The 13,810-nt window shown below is 73.1% G+C and carries 13 protein-coding genes; 6 read left to right on the top strand and 7 right to left on the bottom strand.

The genetic code is table 11. The features are described 5' to 3' along the window. Window positions 1-111: 111 nt before the first annotated feature. A complete protein-coding gene (locus tag ACIGXM_RS20115; RefSeq protein ID WP_396562699.1) occupies window positions 112-960 on the bottom strand; it encodes a hypothetical protein in 849 nt (282 codons plus the stop codon). A gap of 225 nt (window positions 961-1,185) precedes the next feature. On the opposite strand from ACIGXM_RS20115, the gene ACIGXM_RS20110 reads away from it, so the two are divergent. From ACIGXM_RS20110 to ACIGXM_RS20100, 3 genes are all read left to right on the top strand, one after another. Next, window positions 1,186-1,611 (top strand): DUF6299 family protein, encoded by a 426-nt coding sequence (locus ACIGXM_RS20110; protein WP_396562697.1) that lies wholly within the window; start codon window positions 1,186-1,188, stop codon window positions 1,609-1,611. Window positions 1,612-1,995: 384 nt separating this feature from the next. Then, the gene (locus ACIGXM_RS20105; RefSeq protein WP_396562695.1) at window positions 1,996-3,630 is read left to right on the top strand and encodes an APC family permease; all 1,635 of its coding nucleotides are present in this window, start codon (window positions 1,996-1,998) and stop codon (window positions 3,628-3,630) included. A gap of 127 nt (window positions 3,631-3,757) precedes the next feature. Then, window positions 3,758-4,609, top strand: coding sequence for an SAM-dependent methyltransferase (locus ACIGXM_RS20100; RefSeq protein WP_396562693.1), 852 nt, complete (start codon window positions 3,758-3,760; stop codon window positions 4,607-4,609). 6 nt (window positions 4,610-4,615) lie between these two features. Here ACIGXM_RS20100 and ACIGXM_RS20095 read toward each other — a convergent pair whose 3' ends face one another. The 4 genes from ACIGXM_RS20095 to ACIGXM_RS20080 all read right to left on the bottom strand — a co-directional run bounded on the left by ACIGXM_RS20095 (window position 4,616) and on the right by ACIGXM_RS20080 (window position 6,976). Beyond that, window positions 4,616-5,065 (bottom strand): SRPBCC family protein, encoded by a 450-nt coding sequence (locus ACIGXM_RS20095; RefSeq protein WP_396562691.1) that lies wholly within the window; start codon window positions 5,063-5,065, stop codon window positions 4,616-4,618. A 40-nt stretch (window positions 5,066-5,105) separates the two neighbouring features. Beyond that, window positions 5,106-5,240, bottom strand: coding sequence for a hypothetical protein (locus ACIGXM_RS20090; protein WP_396562689.1), 135 nt, complete (start codon window positions 5,238-5,240; stop codon window positions 5,106-5,108). A gap of 71 nt (window positions 5,241-5,311) precedes the next feature. After that, a complete protein-coding gene (locus ACIGXM_RS20085; protein ID WP_396562687.1) occupies window positions 5,312-5,974 on the bottom strand; it encodes a transcriptional regulator in 663 nt (220 codons plus the stop codon). Between the two features lie 90 nt (window positions 5,975-6,064). Then, window positions 6,065-6,976, bottom strand: a complete 912-nt coding sequence (locus ACIGXM_RS20080; protein ID WP_396562685.1) for a glutaminase — start codon at window positions 6,974-6,976, stop codon at window positions 6,065-6,067. A 120-nt stretch (window positions 6,977-7,096) separates the two neighbouring features. On the opposite strand from ACIGXM_RS20080, the gene ACIGXM_RS20075 reads away from it, so the two are divergent. The 3 genes from ACIGXM_RS20075 to ACIGXM_RS20065 all read left to right on the top strand — a co-directional run bounded on the left by ACIGXM_RS20075 (window position 7,097) and on the right by ACIGXM_RS20065 (window position 10,791). Next, entirely contained in the window at window positions 7,097-7,966 is an 870-nt protein-coding gene (locus ACIGXM_RS20075) for an Fpg/Nei family DNA glycosylase (RefSeq protein WP_396562683.1), read from the top strand. Between the two features lie 84 nt (window positions 7,967-8,050). Next, a complete protein-coding gene (locus ACIGXM_RS20070; RefSeq protein ID WP_396562681.1) occupies window positions 8,051-9,691 on the top strand; it encodes an AMP-binding protein in 1,641 nt (546 codons plus the stop codon). A gap of 83 nt (window positions 9,692-9,774) precedes the next feature. Then, window positions 9,775-10,791, top strand: coding sequence for an MBL fold metallo-hydrolase (locus tag ACIGXM_RS20065; RefSeq protein WP_396562679.1), 1,017 nt, complete (start codon window positions 9,775-9,777; stop codon window positions 10,789-10,791). Here ACIGXM_RS20065 and ACIGXM_RS20060 read toward each other — a convergent pair whose 3' ends face one another. Beyond that, the gene (locus tag ACIGXM_RS20060) at window positions 10,792-12,891 is read right to left on the bottom strand and encodes an elongation factor G-like protein EF-G2 (RefSeq protein WP_396562677.1); all 2,100 of its coding nucleotides are present in this window, start codon (window positions 12,889-12,891) and stop codon (window positions 10,792-10,794) included. 119 nt (window positions 12,892-13,010) lie between these two features. Further along, window positions 13,011-13,580: a methyltransferase family protein gene (locus ACIGXM_RS20055; protein ID WP_396562676.1), complete on the bottom strand. Its 570-nt coding sequence runs from the start codon at window positions 13,578-13,580 to the stop codon at window positions 13,011-13,013. Between the last annotated feature and the right edge of the window lie 230 nt (window positions 13,581-13,810).

Genomic DNA, 13,810 nt, shown 5'->3' with positions numbered 1-13,810 from the left:
CACCGTGGCGGGCGCCTCGTCGGCCAGTGCCGCCCGGGCCTCCTGCGCGGACAGCGAGTCGCCACCGCGCTCGGCCACCGCCGCCAGCGCGGCCCGGTGTGCGACGGCCGGCTAGCGGGCCTGGATCAGACCGAGCGCGATCAGGTCGTCCAGCGGTTCGACCACGCTGCAGGTGCCGAAGGCGGTGAACGCGGCACGTACCGCAGAGATCTGAGGCACGGTCAACTCGGATGCGGCGGATGCCAGTTCCTTGCCATCGCGCTCGGCGAGCAGGGCCCGCGGGTCGCCGCCGGTCAGTGCCGCGTGGGTGGCCAGCAGTACGTTGAGGAAGCCGTGGTGCTCGAAGCCGGTGGCCGGGTCGGTGTGCCGCACGGCGTGGTGCAGCCCGGCGGTGCACTTGAACGGCAGTCCGCGCTCGACGCACCCGGTCACGAAGGCGGCCAGCTCCGGCTCGGTCGGGAACGCGCCGGCGGCGGTGCCGCCGGTGCGGAACTTGGCCCGGTACGGCGTGCCGGCCAGCACGTCCAGTGCCGCGGGCAGGTCCGGACCGCGCGGGATCTCGACCGCGCCGCAGGCCCCCGCCGGCAGCAGCCGCTCGAAGGCGGCCACCACCCGGCGCGCCCCCTCGGCGGGCGCCATCCCGGGGTCGGCCGCGACCTCGGCGCCGGCCACCCGCAGTCGGGGCTCGGTGGCCACCGTCTCCAGCGCCGGGGCCAGCCCGGTGCTGCCGGCGGGCACGATCACGCCGATCGCCAGCGGTTCGTCCACCAGCTCCAGCAGTGCGCCGAGCGCTCCCGCGCCGCAGAGGAAGGGGCCGACCAGCCCGGCGTACCAGGCCGTCCGGTGCGTCCGGTGGGCCGGTACGGCCTGCGGCAGCGGCAGCTCCCCGGGCGGGAAGATCGCCGCGTCGTCGCAGAGTCCGGTGAAGAGCGGCGGCACAGCGCTCGGGTTGGTGGTCAACGTCCCGTCCTTCGGTCGCACGGCGGGAGCACGCCCATGTGCCCCCGTGGCGAGCCTGCCGCAGTGCGGCCGGGCAGGCAAGGGGGGTCCGGCTCCGTGGGGCGCCGGAGAGGTGGGGAGGGGACACGCCCCCGTCCGGAGGAACGTCCCCGGCGGGTGGCGGCGCGCGCGGTACGTCTATCCGCGGCGCCCACCCGGGGCGCCGCGCCACCCAGGAGGTATGTCGTGCGAGGACGTCTTGCTGTCATCGGTGCCGTCGGCGCCCTGCTCGCGGCCGTGGCCTGGCCGGCCGGCGCGGTGGGCGAGGTGAACGCCCTGGCCGTCGGCGCGACCGGCACGGTGGCGAAGGACGGCACGGTCACCCTGTCGGGCAGCTACCGCTGTGCGCCCTCCGCGGCCACCGGCGAGGTCCTCGTCAGCAGCAAGCTCAAGCAGGGCGCGGCCGAGCAGAGCATCGGCGGAACGGTGGCCACCTGCGACGGGCTCGACCATTCCTGGACCAACAGCGAGCGCGCCGACCAGCTGAACGCCGTGCCCGGCCCGGCCGAGGTCGAGGCCACGCTATTGAACCTGGACATGTCCAGCGGGCTTCCGCTGCCGCAGTTCCTGGCCGTCGGACGACAGTCCATCACGCTCTCCCAAGGGAATTGACGGACAGTCAGGAATTCCGGCCTCGGCCGGGCGGTCCGACGACCGCCCGGCCGAAGTCTGTCGGTCGCCGGAGCCGCAGTAGGGGGCAGGGGTCGCTGGGGGGAATTACCGGCCCGTGAATCGCCCGCCGGACGGCCTGCCGGGAAAGCTCAAATCATCCTCAACCTATTGGCCCAGACTTTTGCCTGCCCTTTGCCATGCGCTCTTGATCATGCCGCTGACCTGCTGGTGTACCGAATATCGGACACCGCATGCCATTTCCACCGCGCTGTGCTATGCGCTCATCCGAAGGTAACTATTCGGCCATAGGGGCTTTGCAGAGGCCTAATCCGCGGTTAGCGTTTGCGCACTCTCACTCCGCCATCCTTGAAGAGGGTTCCCCACATGGCAGTTGTTGACAAAATATCGCCGTCCATCGGGTCAGGTACCAAGCTCCGTCGTGACATCGGCCTGATCGGTCTGATGTGGGCGTCGGTCGGCTCGATCATCGGGTCCGGCTGGCTCTACGGGGCCAAGAACGCAGTCGTGGCCGCCGGCCCCGCGGCGATTATCTCGTGGGGGATCGGGGCCGTCGCGGTCGTGCTCCTGGCGCTGGTCCATGCCGAACTCGGTGGCCTCTTCCCGGTCGCCGGTGGTACCGCCCGGTACCCGCACTACACCTTCGGCGGCCTGGCCGGAATGTCGTTCGGCTGGTTCTCCTGGCTGCAGGCGGCGACGGTGGCGCCGATCGAGGTCGAGGCCATGATCGGTTACGCCGGTCACTGGTCCTGGGCGACCGGCTTCCAGCACGCCAACGGCACGCTGACCACCTCGGGCTTCGTCGTCGCGGTGGTCCTGATGGGCGTCTTCGTGGCGGTGAACTTCCTCGGGGTGCGCCTGCTGGCCCACACCAACAGCGCCGCCACCTGGTGGAAGGTCGCCATTCCGTTGGCGACGATCTTCATCCTGGCGATCACCCACTTCCACGCCGGCAACTTCACCTCGCACGGCTTCGCGCCCTTCGGTGCCAAGGGTGTGCTCGCCGCGATCAGCACCAGCGGCATCATCTTCGCGCTGCTCGGCTTCGAGCAGGCGATCCAGCTCTCGGGTGAGAGCAAGAACCCCAAGAAGGACATCCCCCGCGCGGTCATCGGCTCGGTCTTCATCGGTGCCGTGATCTACACCCTGCTGCAGGTCGTCTACATCGGTGCGCTGCCCGGCGCCTCCTTCGTCAAGGGCTGGGCCAACCTGGCCTACCAGGGCATCAGCGGCCCGTTCGCCGGTCTGGCCACCGTGATCGGTCTCGGCTGGCTGGCCTGGGTGCTCTACCTGGACGCGCTGGTCTCGCCCGGCGGCACCGGCCTGATCTACACCACCTCCACCTCGCGCATCTCCTACGGCCTGAGCCGCAACGGCTACGCCCCGCGGGCCTTCGAGAAGACCGACTCGCGCGGTGTGCCGTACTTCGGCCTGGTGATGTCCTTCGTCACCGGCGTGATCTGCTTCCTGCCCTTCCCGAGCTGGCAGCAGCTGGTCAGCTTCATCACCTCCGCCTCGGTGCTGATGTACGCCGGTGCGCCGCTGGCCTTCGGGGTCCTGCGCAAGCAGCTGCCGAACCGGGAGCGCCCGTACAAGCTGCCCCTCGGTGAGATCATCTCCCCGGTCTCCTTCGTGGTCGCGAGCCTGATCATCTACTGGTCCGGCTGGACCACCCTGTGGCGCCTGGGCCTGGCGATCGTCCTCGGCTACGTGCTGCTCGGCTCCTACGCCGCGTACGCGATCGCCAAGAACCTGCCGAACGCCCCGCGGATGAATTGGAAGGCCGCCCAGTGGCTGCCGGTCTACCTGCTCGGCATCGGCGTGATCTCCTACTTCGGCCAGTTCGGCGGCACCAACACCATCCCGCTCTGGGCGGACATGGGCATCATCACCGCCTTCTCGCTGGGGATCTACTACTGGGCCCGGGCGGTCGCCCTGCCCGCCGAGGAGATCGAGCGGAACATCGAGGACGTCGAGGTGGTCGACGAGGGCGGGCACTGATCCCGCGCTCCTGACCAGCCGCCTCCGCAGGGTCCCCCACGGCCTGCTGAGGATCGGGCGCACCGCCGGCAACGGCGGTGCGCCCGACGGCGTTTGGAGCCCGGCCGGCGCCACGTACGATGCGGTCATGAGTACTCATGCGATACCCGAGGGCGTCGGCCGCACCGCCATCGGCGTGGCCCGGGCCCGGGCGGTGGAGAGCCGCCGCCCCGACCGGCTGTTCGACGACCCGTACGCGGCGGCCTTCGTGACAGCAGCCGACGGCGAGGTCCGCGAGCGCGGGCCCGGCGAGGTCTCGCCGGGGCTGATCGCGATGGCCCGCCATCTGGTGGTCCGCACCCGGTTCTTCGACGACTTCCTGCTGGCGGCCGCCGCCGACGGTTGCCGGCAGGTGGTGATCCCGGCGGCAGGCCTGGACACCCGGGCCTACCGGCTCAACTGGCCGGCCGGCTTGGTCTGTTACGAGATCGACCTGCCCGAGGTGCTGGCCTTCAAGGAACGGGTGCTGGCCGAGCGGGCGGCGGAGCCGGTGGCTCGCCGGGTGGCACTGGTGGCGGACCTGCGGGAGGACTGGCCGGCCGTGTTGACCGGGGCCGGCTTCGACCCCGCCGAGCGCAGCGCCTGGCTGATCGAGGGGCTGCTGATCTACCTGGAGTCGGCCGAGGTCGCCCGGCTGCTCGGCCAGGTCGGCGAACTCGCCGCCCCCGGCAGCCGGTTGGCGCTCACCCACGGTTCCGGCCGGTGGGAGGAGTCGCCGCGCGACCGGGGCGAGCCGGCCCCCGAGCTGGCGCCGGTGATGAAGCTCTGGAAGGGCGGGCTGGCCGAGGACCCGGTGCCCTGGCTGGGGCGGCGCGGTTGGCGGGCGGTCCGGCACGACCGCGCCGAGGCCGCCGTCTCGTACGGCCGGCCGGTCGACTACGTCTCATCGCAGCGCATTTTCGTCACCGCCGAGCGACTGCCGGCGGTGACGAGTAACTGACCCGACTCAGTTGCCGCCGGGGAGCGGGCGCTCCTCCTCCACCAGGTCGCGGAAGTGCTCCAGATCGGCCCGGACCGTCCGCTCGATGGCGTCGGACTGGGCGAAGCCGCGCGGTCCGCCGAAGCAGGAGCGGACCGTGTCCGGGTCGTACTCGATCCGGACCTGGAGCCGGGTGCTGCCGGCGTCGAGCGGCATGAGCGCGAAGGTTCCGTTCAGATGGGCACCGTTCAGGGTCCGCCAGGTCATCACCTGGTTGCCGCCGCGGTCGGCGATCTCGGTCTCGAAGACCTGCTCGTGGTCGCCCACCTCGATGTCCAGATGGGCGCGGTGCCCGCCGTGCGCGTGGGCGTGCAGCACCCCGTCCACGAACCGCGGGTACTGGTCGACCCGGTGCAGTTGCTCCCAGGCCACCTGGACCGGGACGGCGACGTCGATCTGTTCTTCCAGCGTGCTCATCCTGGGCCTCCCGGGCCGTTCACTCCTGCTCCTGGGCCGCTCACTCCTCCTCCTCGATCGGGTCGCCCTCCGCCCGGGACTCGTCCTGGGCGTGCATGACCTGCTCGGAGGTCGCGCCCTCCTCAGGCACCTCGGGCTCTTCCTGCTCCGGGCGCTCCGGGCTCACCGTGGACATGGCCACCTCCCTGGGTCGCTACCTCCAGCCTGCTCCTTCGCACGGGGGCGGGCAAACCCGCGGCGGCCCGCTCAGCCGGCGGCGAGGTCGGCCAGGGTGTCCCAGAACAGCTGCTCGTAGCTCTGCAGCAGCCGTCCGTAGCGGCGTCCCTCGGCGATCAGCTCCGGATCCGGTCCGGCGGCGGCGACCACCGCGACCGCCTCCTCCTCCAGCTCGGGCACGGGCGTGGCGAAGAAGTCGAAGAAGGCGCAGCCGGCGTCGTCGAAGTCGTAGTTCCGGCGCAGCGCCCGCGCGGTCGCCGCGCAGTAGCCGCCCCAGGTCGCGAAGTTGGCGGCCAGCGCGAGCACCACGGCGGCCGGCTCGCCGTTCAGCGCCAGCCCGGCCAGGCAGCCCGGGTAGGCCTGGCAGCCGGCCAGTGGCTCGCGGGCCCGCAGCGCGGCCTCGTCCAGACCGCAGGCGGTGGCGAAGCCGGGCAGCGCCGCCAGGGCCAGTGACTCGCCCTCGGCGAGCTTGGCGAAGTAGTCACCGGCCGGCGAGTCGGCGCAGCGGGCGGCCAGCACCAGGAAGCTGCGCCGGTCGCTGGTGATGATCCGGTGCTGCTGCGCGGCGAGTTCGGCGAGCACCGGCAGTGGCGCGCCGCCCTGCTCCAGCAGTGGGATCAGCCGGTTGTCCGACTCACCTGGCGCCAGGTCCCGGCGGATGCTCAACAGGGCTTCACGGGCGGGGGAGTTCATCGGCTGTGGCCTCCTGGGTGGCTGCGGGACGTGACCCGGTCAGCCTAGGTTCCTCCAGCGGCCCGCCCGGCGAAGCGGACTGACGTGTCGTCAGAACACCGACCAGCCGGTCGCGGTGGTGAAGGCGTCCAACGCGGCGACCCCGCCCACCGAGTTGCCCGCCCGGTCCAGTGCCGGACCCCAGACGCAGATCGTGCCCTTGCCCGGGATGATCGCCAGGATGCCGCCGCCCACACCGCTCTTGCCCGGCAGACCGACCCGGAAGGCGAACTCGCCCGCCGCGTCGTAGGTGCCGCAGGTCAGCAGCACGGCGTTGATCCGCTTGGCGTCACTGCGCGAGAGCAGCCGGCTGCCGTCCGCGCGCAGCCCGTGTCGGGCCAGGAAGAGGCCGGCCAGCGCGAGGTCGCGGCAGCTCGCGGCGATCGCGCAGTGCGCGTAGTAGTGGCCGAGCACCGCCTCGACCGGGTTCTCCAGGTTGTCGTAGCTGGCGATGAAGTGGGCCAGCGCGGCGTTGCGGTGGCCGTGTGCGGCCTCCGAACCGGCCACCACCGGGTCGGTGTCCAGCAGTGGGTTGCCCGACTCGGCGCGCAGGAACTCGCGGACCGACCGGCCGGCGTCACCGGTCAGTGTGAGCAGGTGGTCGGTCACCACCACGGCGCCCGCGTTGATGAACGGGTTGCGCGGGATGCCCAGTTCGGACTCCAGCTGGACCAGCGAGTTGAACGGGGTGCCGGACGGCTCGCGGCCCACCCGGTGCCAGACCGCCTCGCCGCCGGTGGCCATCGACAACGCCAGCGTGAAGAGCTTGGAGACGCTCTGGATGGAGAACGGCTGCTCCCAGTCGCCCGCGCCGTACACCTCGCCGTCCACGGTGGCCAGCGCCAGGCCGAAGCTCTTCGGGTCGGCCGCGGCGAGCGCCGGTATGTAGTCGGCGACCCGGCCGGTGCCGAGCACCGGGCGGGCGGCGTCCAAAGCGCGCTGGAGTTCGAGCTGGTAGTCCATATCGACATTCTGCACGGACTTCGTCGGGCCCGATCACGGTGGTCCGGCCCGGTCCGGTCGGGCTCCGGGCCCGCCCCTGCCGCGCTGCGCCGGCCCGGCGGCTGCGGCAGACTGGGAGGCGTGCCGGAGCTGCCCGAGGTCGAAGCGCTCAGCGCGTTCCTGACCGAGCGCCTGGTCGGGCGCCGGATCGGCCGGATCCACCAGGTGGCGATCAGCGCGCTCAAGACCTACGACCCGCCCCTCCAGGCGCTGGAGGGGCGGGCGGTGGCCGCGGTGGGCCGGCGCGGCAAGTTCCTGCTGCTGACCGCCGAGGGGCCGCTGCACCTGGCCGTCCACCTGGCCAGGGCCGGCTGGCTGCGCTGGCGGGACGACCTGCCGGCGCTGCCGCCGAAACCCGGCAAGGGCCCGCTCGCGCTGAGGCTGCTGCTGGCCGACCCGCCCGGAGCCGGGTTCGACCTGACCGAGGCGGGCACCCAGAAGCGGCTGGCGGTGTACGTCGTGGCCGACCCGGCCCAGGTGCCCGGGATCGCCCGGCTCGGCCCGGACCCGCTGGATCCCGGCTTCACCGAGCAGGACTTCGTCGAGCTGCTGCGCGGCGAACGGCGGCAGCTCAAGGGCGTGCTGCGGGACCAGGGCGTGCTGGCGGGGGTCGGCAACGCCTACTCGGACGAGGTGCTGCACGCGGCCCGGATGTCCCCGTTCAAGATCGCCGACCGGCTGACCGAGGACGAGGCCGCCGAGCTGTACCGGGTGCTCGGCAGCACCCTGCGGGAGGCCGTGGAGCGCTCGCGCGGGCTGGCCGCCGGCGAGCTGAAGGCGGAGAAGAAGACCGGTCTGCGGGTGCACGGGCGCACCGGGCAGCCCTGCCCGGTCTGCGGCGACACCATCCGCGAGGTGTCGTTCCGGGACTCCGCGTTGCAGTACTGTCCGACCTGCCAGACCGGCGGCAAGCCGCTCGCCGACCGGCGGCTCTCCCGGTTGCTCAAGTGACGGACCACGGAGGAGTAGTCGCTCCGCGCGCCGGGTAGGGCAGCGTCGTCCGTCCACCGCACCGACCCCGCCAGGAGCCGCCCCATGCCCGCCGCCCTCAGCCACGATCGCGGATCCACCGACACCCCGCTGCTGACCGAGACCATCGGGGCCAACCTGGACCGCACGGTGGCGTTGTTCGGCGACCGTGAGGCGCTGGTCGACCTGCCGAGCGGGCGGCGCTGGACCTACCGCCAACTCGCCGACGAGGTGGACGTGGTGGCCCGCGGGCTGCTCTCGCTCGGGGTGCGTACCGGCGACCGGGTGGGGGTCTGGTCGCCCAACTGCCCGGAGTGGGTGCTGCTGCAGTACGCCACCGCCCGGATCGGCGCCGTCCTGGTCAGCATCAACCCGGGCTACCGGACCCACGAACTGGTCTACGTGCTACGGCAGTCCGGCGTCCGGACGGTGGTGGCGACGCCCTCGTACAAGACCTCCGACTACGCGGCGATGCTCGCCGAGGCCCGCCCGCAGTGTCCCGAGCTGCGCGACGTCCTGCTGCTCGGCGAGGACTCCTGGACGGCGCTGACGGCGGCCGGCCGGGCCGGCGACCCGTCCCAGCCGGCGAGCGTCGCCGCCGAGTTGAGCCCGGACGACGCGGTCAACATCCAGTACACCTCCGGCACCACCGGGTTCCCCAAGGGTGCCACCCTCTCGCACCGCAACATCCTCAACAACGGCTACTTCGTCGCCGAGCTGCTCAACTACACCGAGCGGGACCGGATCTGCGTGCCGGTGCCGTTCTACCACTGCTTCGGGATGGTGATGGCCAACCTGGCGGCCACCTCGCACGGTGCCTGTCTGGTGATACCGGCCCCCTCGTTCGACCCCGCGGCCACCCTGGCCGCGGTCGCCGCCGAGCGCTGCACCTCGCTGTACGGCGTACCGACCATGTTCATCGCCGAGTTGAACGATCCGTCGTTCGCCGAGCACGACCTCTCGGCGCTGCGCACCGGCATCATGGCCGGCTCGCCCTGCCCCGCCGAGGTGATGCGGCAGGTGATGGACCGGATGGGCATGCGCGAGGTGGCGATCTGCTACGGGATGACCGAGACCTCGCCGGTCTCCACGCAGACCCGGCCCGAGGACAGCTTCGAGCAGCGGGTCGGCACGGTCGGCCGGGTCGGCCCGCACCTGGAGGTCAAGGTGACCGACCCGGCCACCGGGCGGACCGTCCCGCGCGGCACGGCGGGCGAACTGTGCACCCGCGGCTACTCGGTGATGCTCGGCTACTGGGACGAGCCGGCCAGGACCGCGGAGGCGGTGGACCCGGACGGCTGGATGCACACCGGCGACCTCGCGGTGATGGACGACGACGGGTTCCTGGCGATCACCGGCCGGATCAAGGACATGGTGATCCGCGGCGGCGAGAACGTCTACCTGCGCGAGATCGAGGAGTTCCTCTACACCCACCCCGACATCCTGGACGCCCAGGTGATCGGCGTGCCGGACGAGAAGTACGGCGAGGAGCTGATGGCCTGGGTCCGACTGCGGCCGGGCGCGGCGGAGTTGACCGCCGAGACGCTGCGTGCGTGGTGCACCGGCCGGTTGGCGCACTACAAGATCCCGCGTTACGTGCACCTGGTGGAGACCTTCCCGATGACGGTCACCGGCAAGGTCCGCAAGGTGGAGATGCGTGAGGCGGCGCTCCGGCTGCTGGCGGAGCAGGCGGTGAGCGGCGGCTGAACGTATCCGGTTGATGACAGTGGGTCAACTGTGGAATCATCCCTTCCGTTCAGCTCGATCCCATCCCCGGGGGGACGGTCGCCATGGACCACCCGTCAAGCTTCCGCCGGCTCGTCGCCGCCGGACCGGCCCAGGTCTTCGCCCACCTCCCTGCCGAGGCCGCCACCTGGGGTTGGGCGAACTGCGGGCTGGTGCTGCACGAGGACCGGGCGCTGCTGGTCGACACGCCGTACACGCCCGCGCTCACCGAGCGGATGCTGGCCCGGATCGAGCAGCGGCTGCCCGGGACGCGGGTGGACCAGGTGGTGATCACGCACGCCAACGGTGACCACTGTTGGGGCCTGCCGGCGCTGCCGGCGGACGTGCCGGTGATCGCCACCGAGGCCACCGCGCACGCGTTCTGCCACGAGCCGAGCCCCGAGCGGGTGGTGGCGCTGCTGGAGCGGACCGACCCGGCGTCGGAGCTCGGCGGGTACCTACGCGCCAACTTCCCGTTCGACTTCGCCGAGGCCCGGCTGCGCACGCCCGACCGGACGTTCAGCGGGACGTCGTCGCTCCGGGTCGGCGCCACCGAGGTGCGGCTGATCGAGGCCGGGGCCGGCCACTCCGCGGGCGATCTGCTGGTGCACGTACCGGAGCTGACGACGGTGTACGCCGGGGACGTGCTCTTCGTCGGGCACCACCCGGTCACCTGGGCCAGCCTGACCGGCGCCATCGCGGCGCTGGACACCCTGCTCGGGCTGGCGGCGGGGATCATCGTGCCCGGGCACGGCCCGGTCTGCGGGCCGGCCGAGGCGGAGCGGATGCGCGGCTACTTCGAGCTGCTGGGGGCGCACGCCGAGCGGAGCCACGCCCGCGGCCTGTCACCGCTGGAGGCCGCCCGGCGGTTCGTGCCGCCCGCCTTCGCCGCCGGCTGGCGACTGCCCGAGCGGATGGTGGTCACCATCGCCGCGCACTACCGGGAGCTGGACGGGGACCGGGCGGCGCCGGACATGATCGCGCTGATGGCGGACTGCGCCCGGTACGCCGCTTCGGCGCCCGCGCTGCCCGGGCCGCGCCCGGCCGACACGGCCCCCGCGCTCGCCGAACGGCCCCGGTGATCAGCGCCCGGGCGCGGCGGCGCGGGCCGCCAGGGCGGCGGGCAGCGGCTCGTAGCGCAGGTGGCTTCGGGTGAACGAGCCGGTCCCGTGCGAGAGCGAGCGCAGGTCCACCGCGTAGCGGGTCAGCTCCAACTCCGGCACCTCGGCCCGCAGCAGGCTCCGGCCGGGCCCGGCGGAGTCCGTCCCCAGCACCCGGGCCCGCCGGACCGACAGGTCGCCGAGCACCGAGCCCAGGTACTCGTCCGGCACCAGCACGGTCACCTCGGCCACCGGCTCCAGCAACTGGACGGTGGTCCGGGTGGCCGCGTCGCGCAGCGCCAGCGCGCCCGCGGACTGGAAGGCGGCGTCCGAGGAGTCCACCGAGTGCGCCTTGCCGTCCACCAGGGTGACCCGGACGTCCACCAACGGGTGGTCGTCCACCACACCGTGCTCCAGCTGGGCCCGGACACCCTTCTCCACCGAGGGGATGAAGTGCCGCGGCACCGCCCCACCGACGACCTTGTCCACGAACTCGAAGCCACCACCGGCCGGCAGCGGCTCGACCAGCAGGTCGCAGATGGCGTACTGGCCGTGCCCGCCGGACTGCTTGACCAGCCGGCCGTGCCCGGTGGCCGGCCCGGCGAAGGTCTCGCGCAACGCCACCTGGTAGGGCACCTGCTCCACCTGCACCCCGAACAGGGCGCCCAGCTGATGCAGCACCACCCCGGCGTGCGCCTCCCCGGTGCACCAGAGCACCAGTTGGCCGGTCGCGGCGTTCTGCTCGACCCGGACCGTCGGATCCTGCGCGGTCAGCCGGGACAGGCCCTGGGACAGCTTGTCCTCGTCGCTGCGGCTGCGCGCCTTGACGGCGATCGGCAGCAGCGGCTCGGGCAGGCTCCACGGCTCGACCGGTCCGGCGCCGCCGCGTTCGGAGAGGGTGTCGCCCACCCGGGCCGTGCCGAGTTTGCCGACACAGACCAGGTCACCCGCGACGGCCACCGGAACCGGGCGCTGCTGTTTGCCGAACGGGCTGGTCAGCCCGGCGATCCGGTCGTCCGAGGGCTCGTGCCCGGGAGAGTCCTCCGGCCCGACCGGACGGTCCGGAGCGGCGACGTGCACCAGGGTGTCCGGGCGCAGCGTGCCGGCGAACACCCGGACCAGGCTGAGCCGGCCCACGTACTGGTCGCCGCTGTTCTGGATCACCTGGGCGGCCAGCGGGGCCGTCGGGTCGCAGGCCAGCTTGTCGGCCGGCGGGGCCTGCCGGTCGGTGGGGGCGGGGAAGGAGGAGACGATCAGGTCGAGCAGGTCGATCGTGCCGGTGCCGTCCTCGGTGATCGGCAGCACCGGGTGCAGCGCGTCGTGCAGCACGGCGCCGCGCAGCCCGCGGGTGAGCGTGCCCGGGTCGAGCGTCTCGCCGCCGAGGTAGCGCTCCAGCAGCTCGTCGTCCTCGCCGGCGATCGCCTCCACCAGGCGCTCCCGGGCCGGACCGGTGTCCGGGGCGGGCTCGGCCTCGCCGTGCGTCTCACCGGAGAGCAGCTCGACGGTGCCGCGGACCTGGCCGTGGCTGAGCACCGGCAGGTCGAGCGGCTGCACCGAGTCGGGCCGGCCCTCGCCGAAGGCCTCCTGGCAGGCCGCCAGCACCTCGTCGAAGTCGGCTCGGGCCGCGTCCATATGGGTGACGGCGATGGCGCGCGGCAGCCCTGCGTCGGCGCACTCGCGCCACAGCGCCAGCACCGGCGCGGTCACCGGTTCGGTCGCGGAGACCACGAAGACCGCGCCGTCGGCGGCCCGCAGCGCGGCCCGCAGCTCGCCGGCGAAGTCCGCGTGGCCGGGCGGGTCGAGCAGGTTGATCTTGACGCCGTGCCACTCGACCGGGACCACCGCGAGGCGCACCGAGCGCTGCTGCTGGTGCTCGATCTCCTCGTGGTCGGAGACCGTGCTGCCGTCCGCCACCCGGCCGGCCCGGGTCAGCGCGCCGGCGGCCAGCGCCAGCGACTCCGTCAGCGTGGTCTTGCCGCAGCCGCTGACCCCGACCAGGACCACGTTGCGCAGCTGCTCGGGGCGGTCGGCGGCGGGCGCCCGACCGACCGCCCCCGCTCGGGACGTACCTCGTTCGGACATCGCAGACCTCCACCGACGGCACCGGGGAACCTCGTGCTTCGAGCTTTCGTGCTTCGAGCTTTCCACCGGGGGCGCCACCGGTCCACCCGGTGGGCGGCCGCCGGGGGAGCGCGCCGGGCTCAGTAGAGGAACGGCAGCAGGCGCTTGGTGCGCTGTCGGTACTCCGCGTACTCGCCGCCGAACGAGTGCAGCAGCAGCGACTCCTCGGCCTCGATCCGGCGGTGGTAGGCGGCGAACAGCAGCCCGGCGGCGAGCAGCACGGCCAGCCAGCTGCCCAGGCCGAGCGGGTAGCCGGTCCAGACCAGCAGGCTGCCGCAGTAACCGGGGTGCCGGATCAACCGGTACGGGCCGCGGCGCACCACGTGCTGGTCGGCGCTGGTGCGCAGGGTGCGGGTGTAGAAGCGGCCGAGGGTGCGCATGCCCCAGGCGCGCAGCCCCAGACCGGCGGCGATCAGCACCACCCCGAGCCAGCGGCCCGCGGTCGGCACGGGGGTGACCGAGGTGGTGCTGAGACCGACGGTGACCAGCACCACCAGCAGGTAGCACGCCAGCAGCAGGACGGTGCTGCCGCGGTCGGCGCCGTCGGCGTGCCAGTCGGCGGCGTCGGCGTCCTCCCGGCGGCGGAGCAGCAGCTCGTACGCCACCCAGAGCAGTAGCCCGAGGATCGAGAAGAGGCCGGGCAGGGACATGGCGACTCCTTGTCGGCGGTGCGGCGGCCGCTCTGCTGTCACCGTCACACGGGGTGTTCCCGCCGTCCAGGGCGCTGGACGGCCCCGCGGAAGGCCCCGGGTGCGCCCGGGGGGGGGGGGGGGGGGGGGGGGGGGGGCGCGGGGGGGGCGCCGGGCGGGGGCCGCGCGCCCCCCCCCCCCGCGGGGGCCGGCGGGGGGGGCGGGGGGGCCGGGGGGGCGGGGGCGCCGCG

It is taken from the genome of Kitasatospora sp. NPDC052896, from assembly GCF_044547075.1.
In the GTDB taxonomy this organism is placed as follows: Bacteria; Actinomycetota; Actinomycetes; order Streptomycetales; family Streptomycetaceae; genus Kitasatospora.
Note: the sequence above shows the minus strand (reverse complement) of the source record. Positions and strands in the feature narration are given on the sequence as shown.